Source organism: Streptomyces sp. NBC_00158 (assembly GCF_045160885.1).
Lineage (GTDB): Bacteria > Actinomycetota > Actinomycetes > Streptomycetales > Streptomycetaceae > Streptomyces.
The window spans coordinates 3,023,311-3,047,452 of the sequence record NZ_CP108161.1 but is presented as its reverse complement, the minus strand read 5'-3'; the positions used below and the strand labels follow the sequence as shown (position 1 = coordinate 3,047,452).

General features: G+C 73.2%; 20 protein-coding genes. 10 read left to right on the top strand and 10 right to left on the bottom strand.

The annotated features are described in order from the left end of the window. The first annotated feature begins 119 nt into the window (after positions 1-119). Positions 120-1,754, top strand: coding sequence for a hypothetical protein (locus OG553_RS13850; RefSeq protein WP_405979267.1), 1,635 nt, complete (start codon positions 120-122; stop codon positions 1,752-1,754). Here OG553_RS13850 and OG553_RS13845 read toward each other — a convergent pair. Then, positions 1,751-2,770, bottom strand: a complete 1,020-nt coding sequence (locus tag OG553_RS13845; protein WP_405983033.1) for an ADP-ribosylglycohydrolase family protein — start codon at positions 2,768-2,770, stop codon at positions 1,751-1,753. The genes OG553_RS13850 and OG553_RS13845 overlap by 4 nt on opposite strands. 925 nt (positions 2,771-3,695) lie before the next feature. Here OG553_RS13845 and OG553_RS13840 point away from each other — a divergent pair. Further along, positions 3,696-4,772, top strand: coding sequence for a tyrosine-protein phosphatase (locus tag OG553_RS13840; RefSeq protein WP_405979266.1), 1,077 nt, complete (start codon positions 3,696-3,698; stop codon positions 4,770-4,772). 60 nt (positions 4,773-4,832) lie between these two features. On the opposite strand, the gene OG553_RS13835 is transcribed toward OG553_RS13840, so the two are convergent. The 4 genes from OG553_RS13835 to OG553_RS13820 form a co-directional block, all read right to left on the bottom strand. Next, a complete protein-coding gene (locus tag OG553_RS13835) occupies positions 4,833-7,412 on the bottom strand; it encodes a bifunctional FO biosynthesis protein CofGH (protein ID WP_405979265.1) in 2,580 nt (859 codons plus the stop codon). Between the two features lie 40 nt (positions 7,413-7,452). Next, entirely contained in the window at positions 7,453-8,235 is a 783-nt protein-coding gene (locus OG553_RS13830) for an SDR family oxidoreductase (RefSeq protein ID WP_405979264.1), read from the bottom strand. A gap of 116 nt (positions 8,236-8,351) precedes the next feature. Continuing rightward, the gene (locus OG553_RS13825; RefSeq protein WP_405979263.1) at positions 8,352-8,990 is read right to left on the bottom strand and encodes a hypothetical protein; all 639 of its coding nucleotides are present in this window, start codon (positions 8,988-8,990) and stop codon (positions 8,352-8,354) included. 191 nt (positions 8,991-9,181) lie between these two features. Next, entirely contained in the window at positions 9,182-9,985 is an 804-nt protein-coding gene (locus tag OG553_RS13820) for a thioredoxin domain-containing protein (RefSeq protein WP_405979262.1), read from the bottom strand. A gap of 267 nt (positions 9,986-10,252) precedes the next feature. Between OG553_RS13820 and OG553_RS13815 the strand changes: the two genes are divergently transcribed. Then, a complete protein-coding gene (locus OG553_RS13815; protein ID WP_405979261.1) occupies positions 10,253-11,983 on the top strand; it encodes a lytic transglycosylase domain-containing protein in 1,731 nt (576 codons plus the stop codon). A gap of 79 nt (positions 11,984-12,062) precedes the next feature. On the opposite strand, the gene OG553_RS13810 is transcribed toward OG553_RS13815, so the two are convergent. Beyond that, positions 12,063-12,545 (bottom strand): hypothetical protein, encoded by a 483-nt coding sequence (locus OG553_RS13810; RefSeq protein ID WP_405979260.1) that lies wholly within the window; start codon positions 12,543-12,545, stop codon positions 12,063-12,065. Positions 12,546-12,780: 235 nt separating this feature from the next. Next, positions 12,781-12,984, bottom strand: a complete 204-nt coding sequence (locus tag OG553_RS13805) for a cold-shock protein (RefSeq protein WP_007265804.1) — start codon at positions 12,982-12,984, stop codon at positions 12,781-12,783. Positions 12,985-13,220: 236 nt separating this feature from the next. Here OG553_RS13805 and OG553_RS13800 point away from each other — a divergent pair, with 236 nt between their 5' ends. The 4 genes from OG553_RS13800 (at position 13,221) to OG553_RS13785 (ending at position 18,085) form a co-directional block, all read left to right on the top strand. Continuing rightward, positions 13,221-14,084: a menaquinone biosynthetic enzyme MqnA/MqnD family protein gene (locus OG553_RS13800; RefSeq protein WP_405979259.1), complete on the top strand. Its 864-nt coding sequence runs from the start codon at positions 13,221-13,223 to the stop codon at positions 14,082-14,084. A 217-nt stretch (positions 14,085-14,301) separates the two neighbouring features. Continuing rightward, a complete protein-coding gene (locus tag OG553_RS13795; RefSeq protein WP_405979258.1) occupies positions 14,302-16,149 on the top strand; it encodes a serine/threonine-protein kinase in 1,848 nt (615 codons plus the stop codon). A gap of 85 nt (positions 16,150-16,234) precedes the next feature. Next, positions 16,235-17,434, top strand: a complete 1,200-nt coding sequence (gene mqnC / locus OG553_RS13790) for a cyclic dehypoxanthinyl futalosine synthase (protein ID WP_405979257.1) — start codon at positions 16,235-16,237, stop codon at positions 17,432-17,434. Positions 17,435-17,440: 6 nt separating this feature from the next. Next, entirely contained in the window at positions 17,441-18,085 is a 645-nt protein-coding gene (locus OG553_RS13785; protein WP_405979256.1) for an imidazolonepropionase-like domain-containing protein, read from the top strand. A gap of 6 nt (positions 18,086-18,091) precedes the next feature. On the opposite strand, the gene OG553_RS13780 is transcribed toward OG553_RS13785, so the two are convergent. After that, positions 18,092-18,826 carry a DUF3152 domain-containing protein gene (locus OG553_RS13780; protein WP_405979255.1) on the bottom strand — a complete coding sequence of 245 codons (735 nt, stop codon included), beginning with the start codon at positions 18,824-18,826 and terminating at the stop codon, positions 18,092-18,094. Positions 18,827-19,030: 204 nt separating this feature from the next. Between OG553_RS13780 and OG553_RS13775 the strand changes: the two genes are divergently transcribed. From OG553_RS13775 to OG553_RS13765, 3 genes are all read left to right on the top strand, one after another. Further along, the gene (locus tag OG553_RS13775; RefSeq protein WP_405979254.1) at positions 19,031-19,723 is read left to right on the top strand and encodes a demethylmenaquinone methyltransferase; all 693 of its coding nucleotides are present in this window, start codon (positions 19,031-19,033) and stop codon (positions 19,721-19,723) included. A 12-nt stretch (positions 19,724-19,735) separates the two neighbouring features. After that, positions 19,736-20,647 (top strand): glutaminase, encoded by a 912-nt coding sequence (locus tag OG553_RS13770; RefSeq protein WP_405983032.1) that lies wholly within the window; start codon positions 19,736-19,738, stop codon positions 20,645-20,647. Positions 20,648-21,293: 646 nt separating this feature from the next. Further along, entirely contained in the window at positions 21,294-22,577 is a 1,284-nt protein-coding gene (locus OG553_RS13765) for a geranylgeranyl reductase family protein (RefSeq protein ID WP_405979253.1), read from the top strand. Positions 22,578-22,631: 54 nt separating this feature from the next. Here the strand turns inward: OG553_RS13765 and OG553_RS13760 are convergent, their stop codons facing one another. Continuing rightward, on the bottom strand, positions 22,632-22,943 hold the full coding sequence (locus OG553_RS13760; RefSeq protein WP_405979252.1) for a hypothetical protein: 312 nt from the start codon (positions 22,941-22,943) through the stop codon (positions 22,632-22,634). Between the two features lie 132 nt (positions 22,944-23,075). After that, positions 23,076-23,939: a C40 family peptidase gene (locus OG553_RS13755; RefSeq protein ID WP_405979251.1), complete on the bottom strand. Its 864-nt coding sequence runs from the start codon at positions 23,937-23,939 to the stop codon at positions 23,076-23,078. Positions 23,940-24,142 lie beyond the last annotated feature (203 nt).

Genomic DNA, 24,142 nt, shown 5'->3' with positions numbered 1-24,142 from the left:
AGTCTGATTGGGGAACGTCCGTACTGGTGTAGGGGATGGGGAGGGGGTGGCCGGTGGCGCGCGGTGGGAGAGAGCGGGAGCCGAAGCGTGTACTGCGTGCGCTGGCTGCGCCATTCATCGTGTCCGCTCCCGCGGGTGCGCGGATCAGGGATCGCCTGCGCGTCTCCGCCGAGGATGCCCGGGTCTTGCGGGTCGTCGGCGAACATCTGGGCGGGTGTGCCCGGGCCGATTTGGCTGAGCGGGTGCGGATTGGCCGGGTGCCGGTGAAGGGGAATCGGCGGGCGGAGCGCAAGCGGGCGCTGACGAGGGTGTCGTCTTCGCGCTGGGCGGGGGCTATCACCCGCGCCAGTGAGGATCAGTACCAGCTTTCCCTGCGGTGTCTGTTCGATGAGCAGGCCTCCCTGCGCCGGGCCATCGCTGGGATCCGTCAGCGTCTTGCGGTGCCGTGTGGGCAGCGGGCGGGCGGTGTCCGGGGCTATCCGAGCCCGGCCCAACGCGCGCAGAAGCAGAGCCGGTTGCAGGTGCTCACCGCACGTTTGGCCGCTGTGGAGGCTCGTATCGAGACCGGGCGTCCGGCGGTCGTTGTGGGCGGCCGCCGTCTGGCGAAGGTGCGGCACCACCTCGCGGACGCCGGTGTCAGTGAGGCCGGGTGGCGGGAGCGGTGGGAGGCGGCCCGACTGTTCCTGACCGCTGATGGGGAGTCGGGGGCGCCGTTCGGGAACTACACGATCAGCGTGGGCCCGGTCGAGGGCACGGTCACGATCGTTCTTCCCGAACCCTTGCGGCACCTGGCGAACGCGCCACGCGGCCGCTACCGCCTCGCCTGCACCGTCACCTTCGACCACCGCCGCGAGGAATGGCTGGACCGGGTCACCGCCCACCGGGCCGTGCGCTACGACATCACCCACGACCCCGTACGTGGCCGCTGGCATCTCGACGCGTCCTGGTCCGCTCCGGAAGCGGTCCTGCCCACCCCGGCCGAGCTGGCCGCCACTGGTGTGCGGCTGCTGGCCGTGGACCTCAACGCAGGCCACCTCGCCGCATGCGTCATCGACACGCACGGCAACCCGGTGGGCCAGCCCGTCACCGTGCCCGCCGACCTGACCGGACGCACATCGCAGCGTGACGGACGACTGCGGCAGGCGATCAGCGAACTCATCCACCTCGCCAAGGCGAACGACTGCGCTGGTCTGGCGGTCGAGAACCTCGGCTTCGACGACGCCCGCGCGATCGGCCGCGAAACCATGGGCCGCGGCAGTCGCGGCAAGGCCTTTCGCCGCACGGTCGCCGGACTCCCCACCGCCGGCTTTCGGGAACGTGTGCGCGGCATGACCCACCACGCGGGGCTCGTCGTCGTTGCGGTCGATCCCGCCTATACCTCCCGTTGGGGAGCACAGCACTGGAAGCAGCCTCTCCAGCAGCAGTCGAAGACCGTCGTCGTCACCGGCCACCACGCGGCCGCGGTGGCGATCGGCAGGCGCGCCCTCGGACACGGGGCACGGCGTCGGCCAGGTGTGACCGCACACGACCAGAGGATCGTGGAGCGGAGAGCTACCGGCCAGACCGTCCCCCACCCCAGGGCGCGCGGGACCGCGAGCCCGCCGAGGACCACAGGCACGCCCCACCAGGGCAGCAAGACCTGCCGGGACCGAAGCGACCAGCTCGCGCTGTCCCCCGTTTCCCAAGACCGTTCGGGGAGACAACCGGCCGGCCCGGTTCGCGGCGATCCGGCCAACAGCGGCCAACATCGCTAGGAACGGTAGCGGGTCAGCCAGGCCGAGGTGGTGATGGCGGGGCCGTGCAGGGACGGGCCCTGGGTGAGCTCCAGGGCGAGGTCGTCGGCCAGTTGGAGGAGGAGGGCCCGGCCTTCCAGTTCGGCCAGTGCGGGCGCCGGGAGGGCCGTCTCGCCGTGCAGGGCGCCGAGCAGGGCCCCGCACAGGGGGCCGCCGTCGCCGGAGGCGGCCAGGCGCAGGCCGTGGGGGACGTCCTCGGCGACCAGGGCGCAGTAGACGGCGGCGGCGAGGGCGTCCTCGGCGGTGCGGTCCGTGCCGGTGGCGAGGGCTTCGACGGCGTCGGGTCCGGGCTCGCCCCGGGTGACGGCGGCGAGGGCGCGGTGCAGGGCCCCTGTGACGGGTTCGTGGCCGGGGCGGGCGGTGAGCAGGGCGAGGGCGCGCCGGACGGCGGTGTCGAGGGAGACGCCCCGGGCGAGGCCGTGCACGATCACGGCGAAGGCCCCGGCGGACAGGTACGCGGCGGGGTGGCCGTGGCTCTGGACCGCGCACTCGGCGGCCAGTTGGAGGACCAGCGCGGGTTCCCAGCCGACCAGCAGCCCGAAGGGGGCCGAGCGGAGGGCGGCGGCCGCGTCCCGGGCGGTGGGGTTCTTGGGGCGGTCGAAGGTGGCGAGGGTGTCGTCGCCGAAGCCGGTCAGGCAGGCGCGCTGCGGGTCGCGGCGGACGTAGAGCCACTCCTCGTTGCCGAGCCAGCCGTTGTCCTCGCGGCGTTCGTCGGGGCCCCAGTCGTGCTGGGTGGCGTACCAGCGGCGGTAGGCGCGGTGCACGTCGGTCGGCGGGTGCCAGCCGCCGGTGTCCCGGCGCACGTGGGCCCGTATCAGGCCGTCGACGGTGAACATGGTCAGCTGCGTGGCGGCGGTGACGGCCCCCCGGCGGCCGTGCGCGTCCCCGAGCGCGCCCCCGAGCAGCACCCCCCGCACCCGGCTCCGGAAGTCCTGCTGCTCGATCCGCCCCCACAGCCCGGCCCCGGTGGACCGCAGCCCCGCGCCTGTGCCTCCGGCGGTGGCTGGAGTGGAGCCGGGTTCCCCACGCCGGGTGTGCCCGGCGGCCGTGCCTGCCGTCGCCCCCGCGGTGGCCCCCGGGTGCCCGGCCCCGGCCGTTCCCGCGGAGCCGGGCCCGCCGCCGGCGCCCCCGGCGGCTCCCCCGGCGGTGGCTCCCGCGTGTCCCGGTGCGGTGGCTCCGGGGGCTCCTGCGGGTCCGGTGCCCGAGCCGGGCCCGCCGCCCGCGCCCCCGGCGGCTCCCGCGAGGCCGCCGCCCGCGCCCCCGGCGGCTCCCGCGAGGCCGCCGCCCGCGCCCCCGGCGGCTCCCGCGAGGCCGCCGCCCGCGCCCCCGGCGGTGGCTCCCGCGTGTCCGCGGGCCGCGACTGCGGGGTCTCCGGGGCCGGGGTCCGGGACCCCGGTGTGCCCGGCGTCCGAGCCCCCGGAGGGTTTGGCCGCCGCCGCGATGCCGGCTGCCGCTCGGGCCGCTCCGGCCGAGGCCGCCCGGGCGGCGACGCCCGTCGTGGCCGACCCGGTCACCCCGGCCGTGACGACCCGCAGCACCGCCGTGTCCGTCGTACCGCCGCCCCGCGCGTCGGCCGCGCCGGGCGCCGCCGTACGGCCCACCGCGCTGCCGACCGCGGCCGCCCCCGCCCCCGTGTCACCGGCGGAGCCATCCGCGGAGCCATCCGTCGTCGTGTCCATGCCGTCCCCCCAGGCTCAGGACGCGCACTGTAGTGGACGGGTTCGGTCGGATTCGGAAGCGCTCTGGCGGGTCGCCCGTAACTGACCGGAGAACGGCCGGAATGCGAATGGTTCCGGCCAGCACCCAGCCAGGTGGCACGTTTTGCCACTCGCCTCCGACCCGGTCGTTTTCGGCCACGCATCGTTCATTCGGCGTTCGCCGGGCGCCCACAGCCTCGGAGGCATGAAGAAGGCCCTCCTCGCCGCGACCGTCGTCGCCTCCGCACTCGCCGCCTCCCTGGTCGCCGTCCCCACCGCCTCCGCCGCCGACTGGGAGTGGTTCGGCAGCCACCAGGACCGTTCCGCCATCCCCTTCACCGAGGCCACCGTCACCGCCGCCGCCGACGGCTCGTACACCCTGAAGTGGAACACCAAGGGCACCAAGCGCGTCGCGGTCAAGGCGGGCGGCAAGGTCGTCGCCAAGGGCGGCGCCCGCGGCGAGGCCGTGGTCAGGGGACTGCCCGCCGCCGACCGCCAGTGGTTCGACTTCCAGCCCGACCACGGCCAGGGCCTGCGCCTAGCCGACCGGCTGATCAAGCTGGAGGGCACGGCCAACTTCCGCGACGCCGGCGGCTACCGCACCGCCCCCGGCCAGTGGGTCAAGATGGGCGAGGTCTACCGCTCCGACGCCCTGAACAAGCTCACCCCGAACGACCTCGCCAAGCTGGAGCGGCTGCGCGTCCGCACCGTCTTCGACCTGCGCACGCAGGACGAGCGCACCAAGGACGCCGACAAGGTCCCGGCCGGCGCGAACCACGTCGTCGCCGACGTCTTCGCGGGCTCCGGCTCCTTCCAGACCCTGCCCAAGTCCCCCGACGAGGCCGTCAAGGCCATGGTCGACGCCGAGAAGACCATGGTCAGCGGCGAAGGCGGCAAGAAGGCGTACACGCAGGTCCTCGACGGCATACGGAGCGACCGCGGCCGCGCCGCGCTCTTCCACTGCACCGCCGGCAAGGACCGCACCGGCTGGGCCAACGCCGCCCTGCTGACCGCCCTCGGCGTCCCCCAGGAGACGGTGATGGCCGACTACCTGGCCAGCAACGACTACCGCAAGGCCGCCAACGACGCGATCCTCTCGCACCTCCCGGCCCAGCAGGCGGCCGTCTACAAGCCGCTCCTCGACGTCCGGCCCGAGTACCTGAACGCCGGCTACGACGAGGTCAAGGCGGAGTACGGCACCTTCGACCGCTACCTCAAGGACGGCCTCGGCGTCGACGCCCGCGAGCTGCGCGAGCTGAAGAAGGACCTCCTGGTCGGCTGACCGGGAGGGAGGAACACGGGAGCGGGGCCCGCACGCCGGCGGGCCCCGCTCCCGCGCGCACTACGGCTCCAGGACCGGCAGCAGCTCCGGCAGGTGGCCGTCCGAGGCGCGGGCCGCGTCCTGGCGCTCCTGCGGGACCTCCCCGTACAGGGTCGTGCGCGGCTTCGCGGGCCGGCCCGCCGCCTCCGCGACCGCGACCAGGTCCTGGACGGACTTGTACGAGCCGTAACTCGACCCCGCCATCCGGGAGATCGTCTCCTCCATCAGCGTGCCGCCCAGGTCGTTGGCCCCGGAGCGGAGCATCTCCGCCGCGCCCTCCGCGCCCAGCTTCACCCAGCTCGTCTGGATGTTGGGGATGTGCGGGTGCAGCAGCAGCCGCGCCATCGCCGTGACCGCCCGGTTGTCGCGGACCGTCGGGCCGGGCCGGGAGATGCCCGCCAGGTAGACGGGGGCGTTGGTGTGGATGAAGGGCAGCGTCACGAACTCGGTGAAGCCCCCGGTCTCCTGCTGGATGCGGGACAGGGTGCGGAAGTGGCCGAGCCAGTGCCGGGGCTGGTCCACGTGCCCGTACATCATGGTCGACGAGGAGCGGATGCCCAGCTCGTGCGCGGTCGTGATGACCTCGATCCAGTCCGCCGTGGGCAGCTTGCCCTTGGTCAGCACCCAGCGGACCTCGTCGTCCAGGATCTCCGCCGCCGTGCCCGGGATCGAGTCCAGCCCGGCCTCCTTGGCGGCCGTCAGCCAGTCCCGTACGGACATCCCGGTGCGGGTGGCGCCGTTGACGACCTCCATCGGGGAGAAGGCGTGCACGTGCATGCCCGGGACCCGCTCCTTCACGGCCCGCGCGATGTCGAAGTACGCCGTCCCCGGCAGGTCCGGGTGGATGCCGCCCTGCATGCACACCTCGACCGCGCCGACGTCCCAGGCCTGGGCCGCGCGGTCGGCGACCTGCTCCAGGGACAGCGTGTAGGCGTCGGCGTCGGTGCGGCGCTGCGCGAAGGCGCAGAACCGGCAGCCGGTGTAGCAGACGTTGGTGAAGTTGATGTTGCGAGTGACGATGTACGTGACGTCGTCGCCCACCACCGACCTGCGCAGGTCGTCCGCGATCCGGCACAGCGCGTCCAGCGCCGGTCCGTCCGCGTGCAGCAGGGCCAGCGCCTGTTCGTCGGAGAGCCCCTCCGGGTCGTCGGCGGCCTGCGCGAGGGCCGCCCGTACGTCGGTGTCGATGCGCTCGGGCACCATGCCGGGCGCCGCGGCCTCGCGCAGGGCCTCCCAGTCGCCGTACACCTCGTCGAAGTCCTCGCGGCGGTCGCCGGTGCGGCCCTCGGAGTCGATCGCGGTGTGCAGGTCGGTGCGCCCGTAGGAGGCGAAGGAGTCGTCCGGCTCCTGCCACGGGTGCCCGACGACGGCCGCGTCCGGGTTCGCGAGACCGGTCTCCGGGTCGGCGAGGGCCCGTACGTGGGGCAGCAGGCGCGGGTCCAGCCACGGCTCGCCCCGCTGCACGAACTCCGGGTACACGCAGAGCCGTTCGCGGAGCTCGAAACCGGCCCCGGCCGACTGCTCGGCCAGCAGGTCGATCTGGGGCCAGGGCCGCTCGGGGTTGACGTGGTCCGGGGTGAGGGGGGAGACGCCGCCCCAGTCGTCGATGCCGGCGCCGATGAGGCGCGCGTACTCCCCGTCGACCAGGTTGGGCGGGGCCTGGAGGCAGGCCGAGGGGCCCATGATGTGGCGGGCGACGGCGATCGTGGCGACGAGGTCGTCCAGCTCGGCGTCCGGCATCCCGCGCATGGCCGTGTCCGGCTTCGCGCGGAAGTTCTGGATGATCAGCTCCTGGACGCCGTGGTAGGCGCGGGAGATCCGGCGCAGCGCGAAGAGCGACTCGGCGCGCTCCTCGTACGTCTCGCCGATGCCGATCAGCAGCCCGGAGGTGAAGGGCACCGAGGAGCGGCCGGCGTCCTCCAGGACGCGCAGCCGGACGGCCGGCTCCTTGTCGGGGGAGCCGTGGTGCGGGCCGCCGGGCTCCGACCACAGGCGGGTGGCGGTGGTCTCCAGCATCATCCCCATGGAGGGCGCGACGGGCTTGAGGCGCTGGAAGTCGGACCAGGACATCACCCCGGGGTTGAGGTGGGGCAGCAGCCCGGTCTCCTCCAGGATGCGGATGGAGATGGCCCGCACGTAGGAGATCGTGTCGTCGTAGCCGTGCGCCTCCAGCCATTCCCGAGCCTCGGGCCAGCGGTCCTCCGGTTTGTCCCCGAGGGTGATGAGGGCTTCCTTGCAGCCGAGGGCCGCGCCGCGGCGGGCGATGTCGAGGACCTCGTCGGGGGACATGTACATCCCGTGGCCCGCGCGGCGCAGCCTCCCGGGGACGGTGGCGAAGGTGCAGTAGTGGCACTTGTCGCGGCAGAGGCGGGTGAGGGGGATGAACACGCTCTTCGAGTACGTGATCACGCCCGGCCGGCCGGCGGCCGCCAGCCCCGCGTCGCGGACCCGGGCGGCGGAGGCGGTCAGGTCCTCCAGGGCCGCGCCGCGGGCCTGGAGGAGGACGGCCGCCTCGGCAGCGTCGAGCGCGACGCCGTCGCGGGCTCGCCGCAGCGCACGGCGCATCGCGTTGTCGGTCGGGGCGTCACTCGGAGTGGTCATGTGGCGAGCATACGATCCGTCCGGATTCCGGTGGAGGGCCTCATCGCATCAGCTCACCGGCGTTGACCAGCAGGGATTGGCCGGTTATCGCCCGGGCCCGGTCGGAGGCGAGGAAGACGGCGGCGTCGGCGACGTCCCCGTCGGTGGCGAGGTCGGGCAGGGCCATCCGGTCGGCGAGGCGCTGGTGGACCTCGGCCTCGGGGACGCCCTCGGTGTGGGCGGTGAAGGTGACGAAGGCCTGTACGGGCGGGCCCCACATCCAGCCGGGCAGCACGGTGTTGACGCGGATCCGGTGCGGGCCGAGCTCGCGGGCCAGGGAGTACATGGCGGAGGTCAGGGCGCCCTTGGAGGCGGCGTAGGCGGCCTGGCGGACCTCGTTGGGGGCGGCCACGGCGGACTGGGTGCCGATGAAGACGACGGAGCCGCCGCCGGCCTTGAGGGCGGGCAGGCAGGCGCGGGTCATGCGCAGGCTGCCGAGGAGGTTGACGTCGATGATCTGCTGCCAGGTCCCGAAGTCGGCGTCCTCCAGGCCGCCGAAGTACGAGTCCCAGGCGGCGACGTGCACGACGGCGTCGATGCGGCCGAAGCGCTCCAGGGCGAGCGCGGCGAGGGCCTCGCACTGCCGCTCGTCGGAGATGTCGGTGGGCAGGTGGGCGGTGTGGGCGCCGTCGGGGTCGATCTCGGCGGCGGACTTGGCCAGGTTGGCCTGGGTGCGGGCGCCGAGGACGGCGTTGCCGCCGTCGCGGACCACGGCGGCGGCCACCTGGTGGCCGAGACCGGCCCCCACACCGGAGACGACGACGGTCTTCCCTCGCAGCAGCATCACGTGCCCCCTGGCGGCTCGGATCAAAGGATCTGACGGGCCGTCAGGGTAGGGGTGCGGGGCGCCGGTGTGAAGGGGTGCGGGGCCCGGGCGCCAGGGGCCGGGCCCGGCGGGGCTCAGCGGCGGCCGCTCACGTCCAGGAAGATGTTCACGGCGACCCAGGTGGCCCAGAGCAGCGGGATGATCGCCACGTAGGCGAGCGGCCGCGCGTGCACCGGCGGACCCTCCTCCAGCGGCTGCCGGCCCGGCGCGGGGGTGGGCTCCGGGAGCTTGGAGTACTTCATCGCCGCGAACAGGTTCCACAGCAGCGTGAACGGCGTGAAGATCGCCAGGGAGAACGGGCTCCACCAGCCCTGGCACAGGGTCTTGGTGGTCATGGTGCGGATCAGCGACCGGGCGCACCGGCGGCAGAACGGGCCGTTGAGGGTGTGGAAGCGCATCAGGATCAGTACGCCGACGTGCGCGCGGACCGCGAAGTTCGCCGTCTCCGGGGCCCCGCACTGGCGGCAGCCGGGCGCCTGGGCGTGCGGGTGCGGGTACGGCGCAGCGTACTGCGGGTGCTGCGGGTGGCCCGGGGCGGGGTGGCCCGGGGCCGGGTAGCCGTACGGGTTCTGCCCCGCGCCCGGCTGCTGCGCGTACGGGTTCGCGCCCGCCGGGGGCTGCCCGTACGGGTTCTGCCCGGCCGGGGCGGCGCCGGGGTGCGGGCCGGGCGGGACGGGGGCTCCGGAGTAGGGGTTCGGCGGCGGAGTGCTCATGGGAGGGCCTTCGGGATCGGCGGCAGGCAGGCAACGGCGACCGGCGGGACCCCTCGGACCGGTTCCGGTTCCGATTCCGTTTCCGCTTCCGGGCGTTCTCACGGAAGGGCCCACGGAAGAGGGGTGCCGAACACCAGTGCGCTCGATTGGCCTGAAACGTACCAGGCCCGTGTCACAGCGCCTGTTACGTTTCAGGACTTCCGGTTCGCCGCGACCAGTTGGGCGAAGGCGTCCGGAGCGATCGCCTCCCCACGGCCCGACAGCACCCCCACCTCCTTGCCGTTGACCTCCACCACCGGGGTGCCCCGCTTGCCGCTCCCGCCGAACGCCTTCGACACCTCGTCCACCCACGGCATGTACGAGAGCCCCTCGACCGCCCGGTCGAAGTCCGGTGTCCGCAGCCCCGGCACCCGCCCGGCCAGGTCCAGCAGGGTGTCCGTCGAGCCGAACTCGTCGTCCGTCTCCCTGGCCGGATGGTTCTCGTAGAGCACCTGGAGGTACTCCACGAACTTCTGGGGGCTCTCGTTCACCGCCGCGCCCAGCGCGTTCAGCGCGCGCTTGGAGCCCTTGCCGCCCAGGCCCCCGTCCAGGAAGGTCGCGAAGTGGTACTCGACGCGGTAGGTCCCCGCGTCCGCCTGCTCCTTGAGGGCCGGGCCGAGGCCCGTCTCCACGTTCGCGCAGAAGGGGCACCGCGGATCCAGCCACACGGACACCACGTCCTTCGCGTCCGCCCTGCCGTACGGGACCACCACCCCGTCCTCGCCGGTGGTGTTCGCCGGGCGCAGGAACGGCTTGCCGGCCGCCTCGCTCTTCCCCGGACCGGCCCGCCCCGCCGCATACGAGCCCACCCCGACGGCGACCGCCAGTACGGCCGCCAGCGCCCCGCCGACGAGCAGCCGTCCGCGCAGCCGCGCCCGCCGGGCCCCGGCCTCCCGCTCCGCCCGGAGCCGCTCCCGGGCCTCGCGGCGGTGGTCCTTCTTGCTGCTGCTCGCCATGCAGACCAGGGTAAAGGCCAACGAGTCGTGCCAGTACGGGTCTTTGGGGTGTTTCGGACAGGGCCGAAGGTCCCCTCCCGGGCCGGGCCGGAGGGCCGCCGGAGCCGGGCTGGACGTCCTGGGCCACAGCCGGGTGAAGCCGAGACGAATGGTGCGTCATATCTCCGGGGGCGACGGTGAGTCGTGTCGGAATACCTGATAGACAGAACAATCGCGGCCCGACCGGCCGTACGCCTTTGACGGCCGCCTTGGGGGGATCGCCGCACCGTGAAGCCGCTTCACCGCCACGTAGTCAACACCTCACGCAAGGTACTCTGCACGGCCGCGCTCGCGGCCAGCCTGACCACGGCCGCCGTCGTGACCAACACCCCGGTCGCCGGCGCCGGAGAGGCCGAGCCCACGCCCGACAGCCCGCAGGCCACCGACCGCGGCGACGCCCGCCTCGACCTGCCGGGCCAGCTCGCGGACCCGGTCGTCCCGCCGGCCGCCGGCGCGGGCGGCAACACGACCGAGGGCGCCTCCGGCATCCCCGCGACCGCCCTCGACGCCTACAAGCGCTCCGAGGTGGCCGTCGCCGCCGCCCTGCCCAAGTGCAAGCTGCCCTGGGCGCTGGTCGCGGCGATAGGCCGGGTCGAGTCCGTGCACGCCTCCGGCTACGGGCTCAAGACCGACGGCACCACGGAGAAGCCGATCCGCGGCCCCCGCCTGGACGGCAACGGCTTCGCGAAGATCCTCGACACCGACAAGGGCGAGTTCGACGGCGACACCGAGTACGACCGCGCCTTCGGCCCGCTCCAGTTCATCCCCTCCACCTGGGCCACCTGGAAGGCCGACGGCAACGGGGACGGCAAGCGCGACGCGAACAACATCTACGACGCGTCGCTCGGCGCGGGCCTCTACCTCTGCTCCGGCGGCAAGGACCTCTCCCTCCCGGCCGACCTCGACAAGGCGATCCTCGGCTACAACCAGTCGCGCGAGTACGTGAACTCCGTGCTCGGCTACATGCGCCAGTACCAGCAGGACGGCACGGCCGGGATCCCGAACCCGCCCGTCGGCAACTACCCGACGCCGCCCACGCCGACCATCCCCACCCCGAACGTTCCGGCCCCGCAGCCGCCCGCCACCCGGCCGAACAACCCGACGAACCCCTCCAACCCGGGCAACGGCAACCAGAACCCCAAGCCCACCCCGGAGCCGTCGAAGCCGACGCCCACCCCGGAGCCCTCCAAGCCCACCCCGGCGCCCGCCACCCTGGCCAAGCTGGAGCGGGTCGGCGACACGAAGCTGGAGGCCGAGGCCGGAGGCCTCTTCGCGGAGGGCACCCGCTTCAAGGCGGTCCTCAGCGACGGCAAGCCGGCCGTCGGCCAGGCCGTCGTGGTCGCCGTCGAGCAGGACACCACCGGCGGCACGGGCTTCGTCTTCGGCAACGAGTCCAGCGTGATCGTCCGTACCGACGCCCAGGGCATCGCCACCACCCCGAGGCTCAAGGCCGGCCCGAAGGCGGGCACCTTCACCCTGCGGGCCACCGCCTACGACGCCAAGAGCCAGTTCACCGTGGCCCTGGACGGCAGGACCACCGAGAAGCCGGCCGAGAAGCCCGTCGTGCTCACCGGCACCAAGAGCGTGAAGGTCGCCGCGGGTACGGCGGTCACGGGCCTGCAGTACCTGCTCGCCCGTGGCGACAAGCCCGTGGAGGGCGCGGAGCTCACCGCCACGCTCGTCGAGAAGACCGGCGGCGCCTGGACCCCGGTGGACGCCAAGACCGCCAAGGGTCCGTGGTTCCAGGGCGCAACGGCCGAGGAGAAGCTGTTCACGAAGGCGTTCAGGACCGGCGCCGACGGCAAGGTGGCCCTGCCCGCGCTGCTCACCGCGGACGTCCCCGCGGGCACGTACCACCTGCGGCTGCTCACGGCGGACAAGACGGAGCTGATCCTCACCATCGAGGTCACCGCCGCAGCCCCCGCCACCCCCGCCACCCCCGCCGCCCCGAAGGCCTGACCCGGGTACGCGCACATGACGGGACACGGCCGGTCGCCCCTGCGTGACCGGCCGTGTCCCGTCACGGCGTCCGGGCGGATCAGACCGGAGTGGCCTGGAGCGCCTGGAAGCCGACGCCGCAGGTGCCCGGCAGGTTGGTCGGGCTGAAGGCGACCGAGCTGGTGGTGCAGCGGGCCTCGTAGATCACGCCGCTCTTGCTGAGCAGGCTGAGGGTGAGCCGGCCGCCGCTGTTCTCCTCGACGGAGACCGCCACGTCCACGACGCACTTCGGGGCGTTCGGGACCACCTTCAGGTCGATCCACACGCCCTGGTTACGGCTGTCGTTCAGGAAGGCGTGACCGTCCCGGTCGGTCGCCAGGCGGAAGACCGTGCCGAGCGCGAAGGAGAAGTCGGGAGCGGCGGAGGCCACGTGCCGGGCGACCGGCCCGCACTTCTTCTTGCCGTGCTCCGGTTCCGGCGTCGGACCGCCGCTGGCCGCCGCTGACGGGACCATCAGGGCTCCGAGGAGCAGGGCCCCCGTAGCGGCGGAGATACCTCGTGCGGCCCAAGCGAGCTTCCTCATGTGCTGTGCGTCCTTTCCCGTGACGGCCTCGTACCAGGACCGACCATCCCCGAGCCCCGGGAGATATACACACAACGTGATGAACGGTCACTCTGGGGAACCAGTGGTGCGCCCCGAACGGCGGGACGCCCCGGGCGGCGGGAAAAAGGCAGGAGCCCCGCCCCCTCCGCTCGCACGGAGGAGGCAGGGCTCCTTGGGTACTGCTTATCCGACCGCGATCCGGCCGGCCTGGCGACTAGGCCGGGGTGACGTTCTCCGCCTGCGGACCCTTCGGGCCCTGCGTGACGTCGAAGTTGACCTGCTGGTTCTCCTCGAGGGAGCGGAAGCCAGAGGCGTTGATCGCGGAGTAGTGGACGAAGACATCCGGGCCGCCGCCGTCCTGGGCGATGAAGCCGAAGCCCTTTTCAGCGTTGAACCACTTCACGGTTCCGGTAGCCATGAGCCCTCCTATGGGCCAAAGGGTCGCCCTGCTCCAGAACCTGCTAAGAAGTCTGAAAACTACAAAAGCCTGCGGGTTACATGCTCCGCAGGCCTCGTACTGCAAGGGAAACCAAACTGCAACTTGCGTCGAGCCTAGCACGCACCCTCGGGCCGAGACCAGAGGGAAAGATCACGTCACCCGGACGTTTGAGACCCGCTCGATCGCTGACGGAGAACCGCGGCTAGTCTCGCGATGTGGACGTCTATCGCAGCCGGCCCCGCGTCGGCCACATCCAGTTCCTGAACTGCCTGCCCCTCTACTGGGGGCTGGCCCGAACCGGCACGCTGCTGGACATGGAGCTGACCAAGGACACCCCCGAGAAGCTGAGCGAGCGGCTCGTCCAGGGGGACCTGGACATCGCCCCGATCACCCTCGTGGAGTTCCTCCGCAACGCCGACGACCTCGTCGCCTTCCCCGACCTGGCGGTCGGCTGCGACGGCCCCGTCATGTCCTGCGTGATCGTCTCGCAGGTCCCGCTGGAGCAGCTGGACGGCGCCCGCGTGGCCCTCGGCTCGACCTCCCGCACCTCCGTGCGCCTGGCCCAGCTGCTGCTCGCCGAGCAGTACGGAGTCCGCCCCGACTACTACACCTGCCCCCCTGACCTGGGGCTGATGATGCAGGAGGCCGACGCGGCGGTGCTGATCGGCGACGCCGCGCTGCGCGCCTCGCTGCACGACGCGCCCCGGCTCGGGCTGGCCGTGCACGACCTCGGCCAGATGTGGAAGGACTGGACCGGACTGCCGTTCGTCTTCGCCGTCTGGGCCGCCCGCAAGGACTACCTGGAGCGCGAGCCGGTGCTCGTGCGGGAGATCCACGAGGCCTTCCTCGCCTCCCGGGACGTCTCCCTGGAGGAGGTCGTCAAGGTCGCCGAGCAGGCCGCCCGCTGGGAGGCCTTCGACGCCGGGCTGCTCCAGCGCTACTTCACCACGCTCGACTTCCGCTTCGGCCCGGACCAACTGGCCGGCGTACGGGAATTCGCACGCCGGACCGGAGCGGACACCGGCTACGACGCGGACGTCACCGTGGAGCTGCTGAAGGCCGCCGCTCCGGATCGCTGATAGCGAAATCCGCAACGATCTTCCGCTTCTCCCCGAGGTCTATCCCGGGAATGTTCCGTTTGCCGGGAATTCGTTCCCCTTTCGTATTCACGTCACTCGAAGACGAATGCGAACGGGAGCGGGGGAAGCGGAAGCTATTCGACGGGAACGCGCCCCCGTCACCCCCTAAGGTGCTGTCTGTTCACACGAACACGGATCTCGGGGGACGGGGGACGCGATGCAGCCGCTCGAAGCCGGCGAACCGCGCACCGTCGGCGCCTACCGGCTGCTCGGCCGGCTCGGCGCGGGCGGTATGGGACGGGTCTATCTGGGGCGCAGCGCCGGCGGCCGGACGGTCGCCGTCAAGATCGTGCACCCGCACTTCGCCTCCGACGCGGAGTTCCGCGCCCGGTTCCGCCGCGAGGTGGAGGCCGCGCGGCGGGTGGGCGGGGAGTGGACCGCGCCCGTGCTGGACGCCGACCCGGAGGCGGCCGTGCCGTGGGTGGCGACCGGGTACGTCGCGGGCCCCTCGCTGGACCGTGCGGTGGCCGGGCACGGGCCGCTGCCCGAGGCCTCCGCACGGGCGATCGGCGCGGGGCTGGCCCGCGCGCTGGTGGCGGTGCACGGGCTGGGCCTCGTACACCGGGACGTGAAGCCCTCCAACGTGATGCTCACCCTGGACGGGCCCCGGCTGATCGACTTCGGGATCGCCCGGGCCACGGACGGCACCGCCTCGCTGACCTCCACCGGCGTCTCCATCGGCTCGCCCGGCTACATGTCCCCCGAGCAGATCCTCGGCAAGGGCGTCACGGGCGCCTCGGACGTGTTCTCCCTGGGTGCGGTCATGGCCTTCGCGGCGACCGGCCGGCCGCCCTTCAGCGGGGACAACTCCGCGACCCTCCTCTACAAGGTGGTCCACGAGCCGCCGGAGCTCGACGGCGTCCCCGCCGGGGAGCTGCGCGAGCTGATCGGCTCCTGCCTGGCCAAGACGGCCGCCGACCGCCCGGCGCCCGAGGCCCTCGCGGCGGCCCTGGGTGGCGCCCTCGGCGCGCCGGGCTGGCTCCCGGCACCGCTGGTCGAGGAGGCGAGCCGCGCGGCGGTGGCCCTGCTGGACCTGGACGCCGATTCCTCCGGGGGCGGTGCCGGGTACGGCCCCGGGGCGCCGGCCGGGCCGGGCCACGCCGCCGGACCTGCCACGGCGGCCGACGCCTCGGCCGGTGCGTGGTCCGGCCATTCCTCCGGGGCCGGTGCGGGGTCCGGGTTCGGTCCCGCGTCCGGTCCCGCGTCCGGGCCGGTGCCGTTCACGCAGGGGTCCCTCGGCGGGCCCGCCGGGGTCGGGTTCGGGACGCCGGACCCCTCGTACGGGACCCCGGGCGGGTACGCCACCGGCGGGGTGTACGGGGCCCCCACCGAAACGGGCGGCCAGGCCGGCGGCACCGGGGTGCCGCAGCCGCGCACCGCCCCCGAGGGCGCCGGGCGCGGGGTCACCCTCACCGCGGCCGGGCGCCGCTTCAGCTGCACCCTGGTGCTCGGCGCCGCCGCCGCGGTGCTGGCGATGACCACCGGCGGGCTGTACGCGCTGGACCTGCTGCCGGGCCAGGGGCAGGCCCGGGACTCGGCCTCGGGCAGCCACGACCAGCAGGTCACCCCGGCCCCGGCCGGCTCCGCGCCGGCCTCCGCCGCGCCGTCGCCGTCGGCCTCCTCCCCGGCCCCGCCCAAGGGGACCCGGGGCGACGTGCCCAAGGAGCTCGTCGGCACCTGGAAGGGGACGGTCACCACCAACCTCGGCGCCACCGCCGAGTTCGAGATCACCATCAAGGCCGGAAAGGTCGGCGAGGTCGTGGGCCGGGACAAGTCGGTCCTGCCGGTCTTCGGCACCGACTGCAGCGGCGACTGGAAGCTCGCCTCCGCCACGGACCGCTCCCTGGTCCTGGACACGGCGGGCGGGCCCAACCCGCACCCGGGCATCTGCGCGGGCGGCTCCGCCAACGAGCGCTTCACCCTCAACACCGGCGGCTCGCTGCACTACCAGTCCGGCGACAAGGGCGCCGGGAACCCCGAAGGGGACCTCACGCGCAGCCCGTGACCCCCGCCCTGGAAGAGGCGCGGGGACCCTGGCGTAGGCTGGATCGGTCCGGACCCTTGACACACCGCCGAAAGGTGATCCACCGGTGACCGACCTGGCCGCACTCCAGTCCGTCCTCGACCGCGCCGCCGCAGGGGGCCGGATCACCAAGGAAGAGGCCCTCGACCTCTACCGGCACGCCCCGCTGCACGCGCTCGGCCAGGCCGCCGACGCGGTGCGCCGCCGCCGGTACGCCGGTACGGAGCACATCGCGACGTACATCATCGAGCGCAACATCAACTACACCAACGTGTGCGTCACGGCGTGCAAGTTCTGTGCCTTCTACGCGGCTCCCAAGGACACGAAGAAGGGCTGGTCGCGCGACCTCGACGACATCCTGCGCCGCTGCGCGGAGACCGTGGAGCTGGGCGGCACCCAGATCATGTTCCAGGGCGGGCACCACCCGGACTACGGCGTCGAGTACTACGAGCACCACTTCTCGGCGATCAAGAAGGACTTCCCGCAGCTGGTCATCCACTCCCTCGGCGCGTCCGAGGTCGAGCACATGGCCCGCATCTCCGGCGTCTCCGCCGAGGAGGCCATCGAGCGGATCCACGCCGCCGGCCTCGACTCCTTCGCCGGCGCCGGCGCCGAACTGCTCCCGGAGCGCCCGCGCAAGGCGATCGCCCCGCTGAAGGAGTCCGGCGAGCGCTGGCTGGAGATCATGGAGATCGCCCACCGGCTGGGCGTGGAGTCCACCTCCACCATGCTGATGGGCACCGGCGAGACCAACGCCGAGCGCATCGAGCACATCGCGATGATCCGGGACACGCAGGACCGCACCGGCGGCTTCCGCGCGTTCATCCCGTACACGTACCAGCCCGAGAACAACCACCTCAAGGGCCGCACCCAGGCGACCGTCTTCGAGTACCTCCGCATGATCGCGATCGCGCGGCTCTTCCTCGACAACATCGCCCACATCCAGGGCTCCTGGCTCACCGTCGGCAAGGAGGCGGGCCAGCTCTCCCTGCACTACGGCGCCGACGACCTCGGTTCGATCATGCTGGAGGAGAACGTGGTCTCCTCGGCCGGTGCCAAGCACCGCTCGAACCGCCAGGAGATCATCGACCTGATCCGCAAGGCCGGCCGCGTCCCCGCGCAGCGCGCGACCACGTACGAGCACCTCGTGGTGCACGAGGACCCGGCGAACGACCCGGTCGACGACCGCGTGGTCTCGCACATCTCCTCGACGGCCATCGAGGGGGGCACCGCGCACCCCGAGCTGAAGCTCATCTCCACGAACTGACGCCCGATGCTGACGCTGCACACCGCCGACCTCCTCGTCACCGGACCGGGGGCCGTACCGCTGGAGGGCGGCGCGGTCCTCGTCGAGGGCGACCGGATCGTCGGCACGGGCCCGTACGAGGAGCTGGCCGCGGGCGCCCCGCACGCCCGGGTCCGCCGCTGGCCCGGGGTGCTGACCCCGGGGCTGCTGGCGCGCGGGGCGGACGAGCTGCTGGAGCGCACGTACTACCCGGACGACCCGTACGAGGTCACCGAGCTCGGCGCCGACCCGATCAGCGGGGCCGAGGCGCTCGACGCGCTGAAGATGACCGAGTCCCGCTGGGGCAACAGCGCCCGGCGGGGCACGCAGAAGCTGCTCGCGCGCGGGGTGGTGGCGGTGGCGGGCCGCTTCACCATCGCCTCCGTCCGCACGGCGGTGACCCGCTCGGGCCTGACCGTGGTGCCGCCCGCCCCGTACGAGGGCGCGCCCGCCCTGGACCCGCTCACCGGCCGGGACTCGGCCGGGCAGGCCTTCCACGGGGTCCTGGAGGCGGGCGCGGCGGCCCGGTTCGCGGTCTTCGCGGTGGCGGACGAGGCCGAGCTCCTGGAACGCGGCGCGACGACCTGCGTGGCCACGGTCATCGCGGGCCGGCTGCTGCACCGGCGGCGCTGACGTCCCTCACGGCGTCGGCGGGCCGCCCAGGTAGGTCCCGTCGGCGGCGTACGGCCAGGCGTTGGACGTGCACCCCTGCAGGCCCTTGATCTGCTGCATCATCGCCGGGGCGGGCGCGCCGGGGCGCGGGCAGCCCTCGTGTTCGCGGCCGAGCTCGTGGCCCACCTCGTGGTTGACGATCAGCGCCCGGTACTCGGCGAGCGGGCCGCGGAACTGGGGCGAGCCCTCCTGCCAGCGCTTGAGGTTCACCACGACCGTGTGGCCGGACCGGCAGTTCGTCTCGCCGATCAGCTCGGGGGTCACCACCTCGCACAGCCGGTCGGTGGTGGCGGGCGTGGCGATCTTCACGGTGAAGTCCACCGGTTCCCCGAGCCCGGCCAGCCGGAACCCGTACGCCGGGTCGCGTATCCAGCCGCGCCGGTCCCCGAGTATCGCCTCGACGGTCCGGGCGGCGGCGTCCGGATCCACACCGCTGCCGTTCTCCACCTCCACCCGCCAGCGCAGCGGGTGCCCCTGGCCCCGGGCCCGGCCCGCGGTGGAGGACGCCGTGAACCCCACCGGCACCGGGGCGGTCCGCGCGGCCGCCGGGGGCGGTGCGGCCGGGGCGGCGGTGGCCCCGCCCTCGTGGCCGCCCGTCCGGAAGGCGGCCACCGAGAGGGCGGCCAGCCCCGCCGACCACGCGACCGTGCGCAGCAGCCGCCGTCCGCGCCGCCCCGCGCCCGCTGATCGCCCTGCCGGCATCCGCAGTCCCTTTGCTAGGAATGTCCGGCCAGTCTGCCCGCTTCCGGTACGGATCCGGTCCGGTTCCGCCGGAATCGCGGCGGGGCCGGGGCGGGGAGGTCGGCGGCCCGCGGGCCTGAGAGGATGACGGCGTACTACCCGTGCACCGCCGGGTCGCACCACCCGTCCGCCGCAGGAACACCGAGCACCGAGGGGCCAACGCCAGTGACAAGGGCTTCCCTGGACAAGCAGCCGCACGAAGTCGCCTCCATGTTCGACGGAGTGGCCGCGAACTACGACCTCACCAACGACGTCCTGTCCCTCGGCCAGGCGCGCCTGTGGCGCAAGGCGGCCGCCAAGGCCGTCGCCGCCCGCCCGGGGCACAAGGTGCTCGACCTGGCCGCGGGCACCGCGACCTCGTCCCTCCCGTACGCGGCGACCGGCGCCTACGTCGTCCCCTGCGACTTCTCCCTCGGCATGCTCCGCGAGGGCAAGAAGCGCCACGCGTGGCTGCCGCTGACGGCGGGCGACGCGACGAAGCTCCCCTTCAAGGACGACACGTTCGACACCGTGACGATCTCCTTCGGGCTGCGCAACGTCCAGGACACGGACGGCGCGCTGCGCGAGATGTACCGGGTGACCAAGCCCGGCGGCCAGGTCGTGATCAGCGAGTTCTCGCAGCCCACCTGGGCCCCCTTCCGGACGGTCTACACCGAGTACCTGATGCGCGCCCTGCCGCCGGTGGCCCGCGCGGTGTCCTCCAACCCGGACGCGTACGTGTACCTGGCCGAGTCCATCCGAGAGTGGCCCGACCAGCCGGCGCTGGCGGCCCTGCTGCAGAAGGCCGGCTGGTCGAAGGTGGCCTGGCGGAACCTGAGCGGCGGCATCGTGGCGCTGCACCGCGGGGTCAAGGCGTAACCCTGCATGTCCATGGACTACCAGGGGCTGCTGGAGCGGATCGCGGCCGACGTCTCCCCGCTGGTGGGGAGCGGCACGCCCGCCGAGTACATCCCGGCGCTGGCGAAGGTCGACCCGCGGCGGTTCGGCATGGCGGTCGCCGACCTCGACGGCAACGTCTTCGGGGTCGGCGACTGGCGCGTCCCGTTCTCCGCCCAGTCCGTCACGAAGGTCTTCGCCCTGGCGCTGGCCCTCGCGGAGGGCGGGGACAGCCTCTGGGAGCGGGTGGGCCGGGAGCCGTCGGGCAACCCGTTCAACTCGCTGGTGCAGCTGGAGTACGAGAACGGCATCCCGCGGAATCCTTTCATCAACGCGGGCGCGCTGGTCGTCACCGACCGGCTGCTGACCCTGACGGGCGACGCGAGCAGCGAACTCCTGGACTTCCTCCGGCAGGAGAGCGGCAACCCGGACCTCGGCTTCGACCCGGACGTGGCGGCGTCCGAGCAGGAACACGGCGACCGCAACGCGGCGGTGGCCCACTTCATGGCCTCGTACGGCAACATCGACAACCCGGTGCCGGCGCTGCTGGAGCACTACTTCTGGCAGTGCTCGATCGAGATGAGCTGCGCGGACCTCGCCCTGGCCGGCCGCTTCCTGGCCCGGCACGGCCTGCGCGCGGACGGCTCGCGGCTGTTGACGCGCAGCGAGGCGAAGCAGATCAACGCGGTGATGCTGACGTGCGGGACGTACGACGCCGCGGGGGAGTTCGCGTACCGCGTGGGCCTGCCGGGCAAGAGCGGCGTGGGCGGCGGCATCGTCGCGGTCGTCCCGGGCCGCTGCACCCTCGCGGTCTGGAGCCCGGGCCTCGACACCCAGGGCAACTCGGTGGCGGGCGTGGCGGCCCTCGACCGCTTCACGACGCTGACGGGCCTGAGCATTTTTTAACGCGCCGCTCGCGCGGCTCGGCCCTGGCGGGCCTCCCCGGCTTCGCGCCGCTGCGACAGCCTCCGGCCGTCGGGCCCGGGGCGGGGCCGGTTTGCGTGGCTGGTGCCGGTTGGTCGGGTGCGGGTGGTTGGCCGCTGCGCGGGGCGAGGTCCCCTACCCGCCCTTCGCCCATTCCCAGGGGCTCCGCCCCTGACCCCGATACCGGACGCTCCGCGCCCGGTGCGCTCAAACGCCGCGCGGGCTGGGTATTGCCGCGCAGCGGCAAAATCCAGCCCCGCCGGCGTTTGAGGCGCGGGGGGCTGGGGGCGGAGCCCCCAGGGGGTCCGGGGCGCAGCCCCGGGGAACGGGCGAAGGGCGGGTAGGGGACCTCGCCCCGCGCAGCGGCACCCCGCACCCCGCACCCGTACCCGCACCCGGGCACCCGCACCCGGGCACCCGCACCCGCACCCGTACCCGCACCCGGGCACCCGCACCCGCGCCCCGGCCCCGGGTACCTGCGCCGCCCCGCAGCGGTACCGCCTCGCGCCCGGGTTCCGCGCGTCAGCGCCCCGGCACCCGAACCCCAGCGAGGGCCACGCGCCTGCATAGACTGCGTCATGTCCTGTGCCGCTGGGCACTTTCCACCGAGCCTTCAGGAGACCCCGCAGTGACCGAGCCCCTCACCGAACACTCCGCGGACGTGATCGTCGTCGGGGCCGGGCCCGCCGGTTCCACGACCGCCTACTACCTCGCCAAGGCGGGGCTCGACGTCCTGCTCCTGGAGAAGACGGCGTTCCCGCGGGAGAAGGTCTGCGGTGACGGTCTGACCCCGCGCGCCACCAAGCAGCTGGTCTCCATGGGCATCGACATCTCCGAAGAGGCCGGCTGGCTCCGCAACAAGGGCCTGCGCATCATCGGCGGCGGCCAGCGCCTCCAGCTGGACTGGCCGGAACTCGCCTCCTACCCGGACTACGGACTCGTCCGCAAGCGCGACGACTTCGACGAGACCCTCGCCCGCCAGGCGCAGAAGGCCGGCGCCCGCCTGTACGAGCGCTGCAACGTCGGCGAGCCGGTCCGCGACCCCCGCACCGGGCACATCACCGGCGTGCAGGCCAAGCTCGGCGAGGACAAGACCCCGGTCACCTTCCACGCCCCGCTCGTGGTCGCCGCCGACGGCAACTCCTCGCGCCTGTCCCTGGCGATGGGCCTGCACCGGCGCGAGGACCGCCCGATGGGCGTGGCGGTGCGCACCTACTTCACCTCCCCGAGGCACGACGACGACTACCTGGAGTCCTGGCTGGAGCTGTGGGACCGGCGCGGCCCGCAGGACCGGCTGCTGCCCGGCTACGGCTGGATCTTCGGCATGGGCGACGGCACGTCCAACGTCGGCCTCGGCATCCTCAACTCCTCCTCCGCCTTCAAGGAGCTGGACTGGCGCGAGGTGCTGAAGGCCTGGTGCGCGTCCATGCCGGAGGACTGGGGCTACACCCCGGAGAACATGACGCAGCCGATCCGCGGCGCGGCGCTGCCGATGGCCTTCAACCGGCAGCCGCACTACACCAAGGGCCTGCTGCTGGTCGGTGACGCGGGCGGGCTCGTCAACCCGTTCAACGGCGAGGGCATCGCCTACGCGATGGAGTCGGGGCAGATCGCGGCCGACGTCATCGTGCAGGCGCACTCCCGCGCCACCCCGGCCCTGCGCGAACTGACCCTGCACAGCTACCCGAAGGTGCTCAAGGAGACCTACGGCGGCTACTACTCCCTCGGCCGCGCCTTCGTGAAGCTGATCGGCAACCCGAAGGTCATGAAGATCGCCACGCAGCGCGGCCTGACGCACCCGGTGCTGATGCGCTTCACGCTGAAGATGCTGGCGAACCTGACCGACCCGACGGGCGGCGACGCGATGGACCGCATCATCAACGGCCTGTCGAAGGTGGCCCCGAAGGCCTGAGGCCCCGAAGGCCTGAGCGGACCCCTGAGCCGCTCCCGGACGTCCGGGAGCGGCTCAGCCGTTCCCGGGCCCCCGCAGGGCCCCCTCGGCCCCTTCGGCGGCCTCGGGGGCGCCGTGGACGGTGCGGACGCAGCGGGCCAGCAGGACGAGCCCGGACAGCAGCAGTGCGCCGGAGACGGTCCAGCCGAGGCCCAGGGTCAGCGGGTTGCCCGGTTTGTGCCACGGGCGGGTGGTGGTCAGCAGCCAGCCGCCGACCGACAGGAGGCCCAGCCCGAGGGCGGCCGGGACCGCGGTGGGGTCGGCGGCGCGGGGGTCCTCGTAGCCGTGGCCCCCGTAGCCGTGGTCCTCGTAGGACGGTCTGCTCACGGGACCACCTCCAGGGTCTGCTCGAACTGCCGGGCGACGGACACCCGCCATCTTCTCAGCATGCCGAAGGTCCGGTACTCCACCCCCGAGCGGGGGAGTACCGGACCTTGCGGGCGATCGTGCGGCCGTGCGTCAGAGGACGCGGACGGCGCCGGTCGGCATGTCGTAGCTCAGGCTGCGCTCGACGATGCCGGTGCTGGGGTTCTGCGCACCGATGAACTTGCCGTTGCCCGAGTAGATGGCGACGTGGTACGCGCTGCCCTTGGCACCCCAGTAGACGATGTCGCCGGGCTGGAGGGCGTTCAGCGAGACCGAGCGGCCGGCCATGGACTGGTCCTGGGAGACGCGGTCCAGCTTGATGCCGGCCTGGCGGTACGCGGCCTGGACGAGGCCGGAGCAGTCGTACGCGGTGGGACCGGTGGAGCCGAGGACGTACGGCTTGCCGATCTGGGCGCGGGCGAAGGCGATGATGGCGGCGGCCGAGCCGGTGGCCGGCTTCGAGGCGGTGGAGCCGCTGCCGGAGCCGGTGACGGCGGAGGAGCCGCCGCCCGCGGACGCGGAGGCGTTGGTGAGCTCGGTGCGGTCGCTGTCGCGGCCCGCGCGCTCGGCCTCGGCCTTGCGGTCGGCCTCCTGCTTCGCCTTGAGCTCGGCGGCCTTGGTGGCGTCTTCCTTCGCCTGCTTCGCCTCGGCGGCGGCACCCGTGCGGGCGCTCTCCTCCTGGGCGTTCAGCTCGCCGGTGACGGCGGCTTCGACGGCGGCGACGCGGGTGTTCTCCGCGGCCGTGTTGACGGCGTTGGAGACCTCGGTGCCGAGGTCCAGGTTGAGGACCGGCATCTCGAGCGTCGTCTCGGCCACGGGCTCGGACGGGGACGCGCTCGCGGTTCCGGCCATGGCCAGGGTGCTGAGGACGCCACCGGCAACTCCGGCGCGGACCGCGAGCTTCGAGGCGCTGCGGCGGGGCTTCCGGTGGCTGGGTATGTGAGCGGTGTGGGACATGGGACAACCGCTATCAGTGGAGCCGGGTTCCCTTCAAGAAACGTGGTCTGCGCCACAGTTGCCCGCCGAGGCCGCGAACCGGGCGCGTCGCGCTCCTTATTGACGCCGTAACGGACGTAACGGACACGCTTTCACAAGCCTGTGATCATGGGGTTTCAGCAATAAGTCCGAATTGATCCACGGCCTACCATCGACCCGCACAG

Excerpts from the sequence above, each read along its gene's own strand:
- OG553_RS13840 (WP_405979266.1), top strand. The coding sequence starts at position 3,696 with ATGAAGAAGGCCCTCCTCGCCGCGACCGTCGTCGCCTCCGCACTCGCC.
- OG553_RS13835 (WP_405979265.1), bottom strand. The coding sequence starts at position 7,412 with ATGACCACTCCGAGTGACGCCCCGACCGACAACGCGATGCGCCGTGCG.
- OG553_RS13830 (WP_405979264.1), bottom strand. The coding sequence starts at position 8,235 with ATGCTGCTGCGAGGGAAGACCGTCGTCGTCTCCGGTGTGGGGGCCGGT.
- OG553_RS13825 (WP_405979263.1), bottom strand. The coding sequence starts at position 8,990 with ATGAGCACTCCGCCGCCGAACCCCTACTCCGGAGCCCCCGTCCCGCCC.
- OG553_RS13820 (WP_405979262.1), bottom strand. The coding sequence starts at position 9,985 with ATGGCGAGCAGCAGCAAGAAGGACCACCGCCGCGAGGCCCGGGAGCGG.
- OG553_RS13810 (WP_405979260.1), bottom strand. The coding sequence starts at position 12,545 with ATGAGGAAGCTCGCTTGGGCCGCACGAGGTATCTCCGCCGCTACGGGG.
- OG553_RS13805 (WP_007265804.1), bottom strand. The coding sequence starts at position 12,984 with ATGGCTACCGGAACCGTGAAGTGGTTCAACGCTGAAAAGGGCTTCGGC.
- OG553_RS13795 (WP_405979258.1), top strand. The coding sequence starts at position 14,302 with ATGCAGCCGCTCGAAGCCGGCGAACCGCGCACCGTCGGCGCCTACCGG.
- OG553_RS13785 (WP_405979256.1), top strand. The coding sequence starts at position 17,441 with ATGCTGACGCTGCACACCGCCGACCTCCTCGTCACCGGACCGGGGGCC.
- OG553_RS13780 (WP_405979255.1), bottom strand. The coding sequence starts at position 18,826 with ATGCCGGCAGGGCGATCAGCGGGCGCGGGGCGGCGCGGACGGCGGCTG.
- OG553_RS13770 (WP_405983032.1), top strand. The coding sequence starts at position 19,736 with ATGGACTACCAGGGGCTGCTGGAGCGGATCGCGGCCGACGTCTCCCCG.
- OG553_RS13755 (WP_405979251.1), bottom strand. The coding sequence starts at position 23,939 with ATGTCCCACACCGCTCACATACCCAGCCACCGGAAGCCCCGCCGCAGC.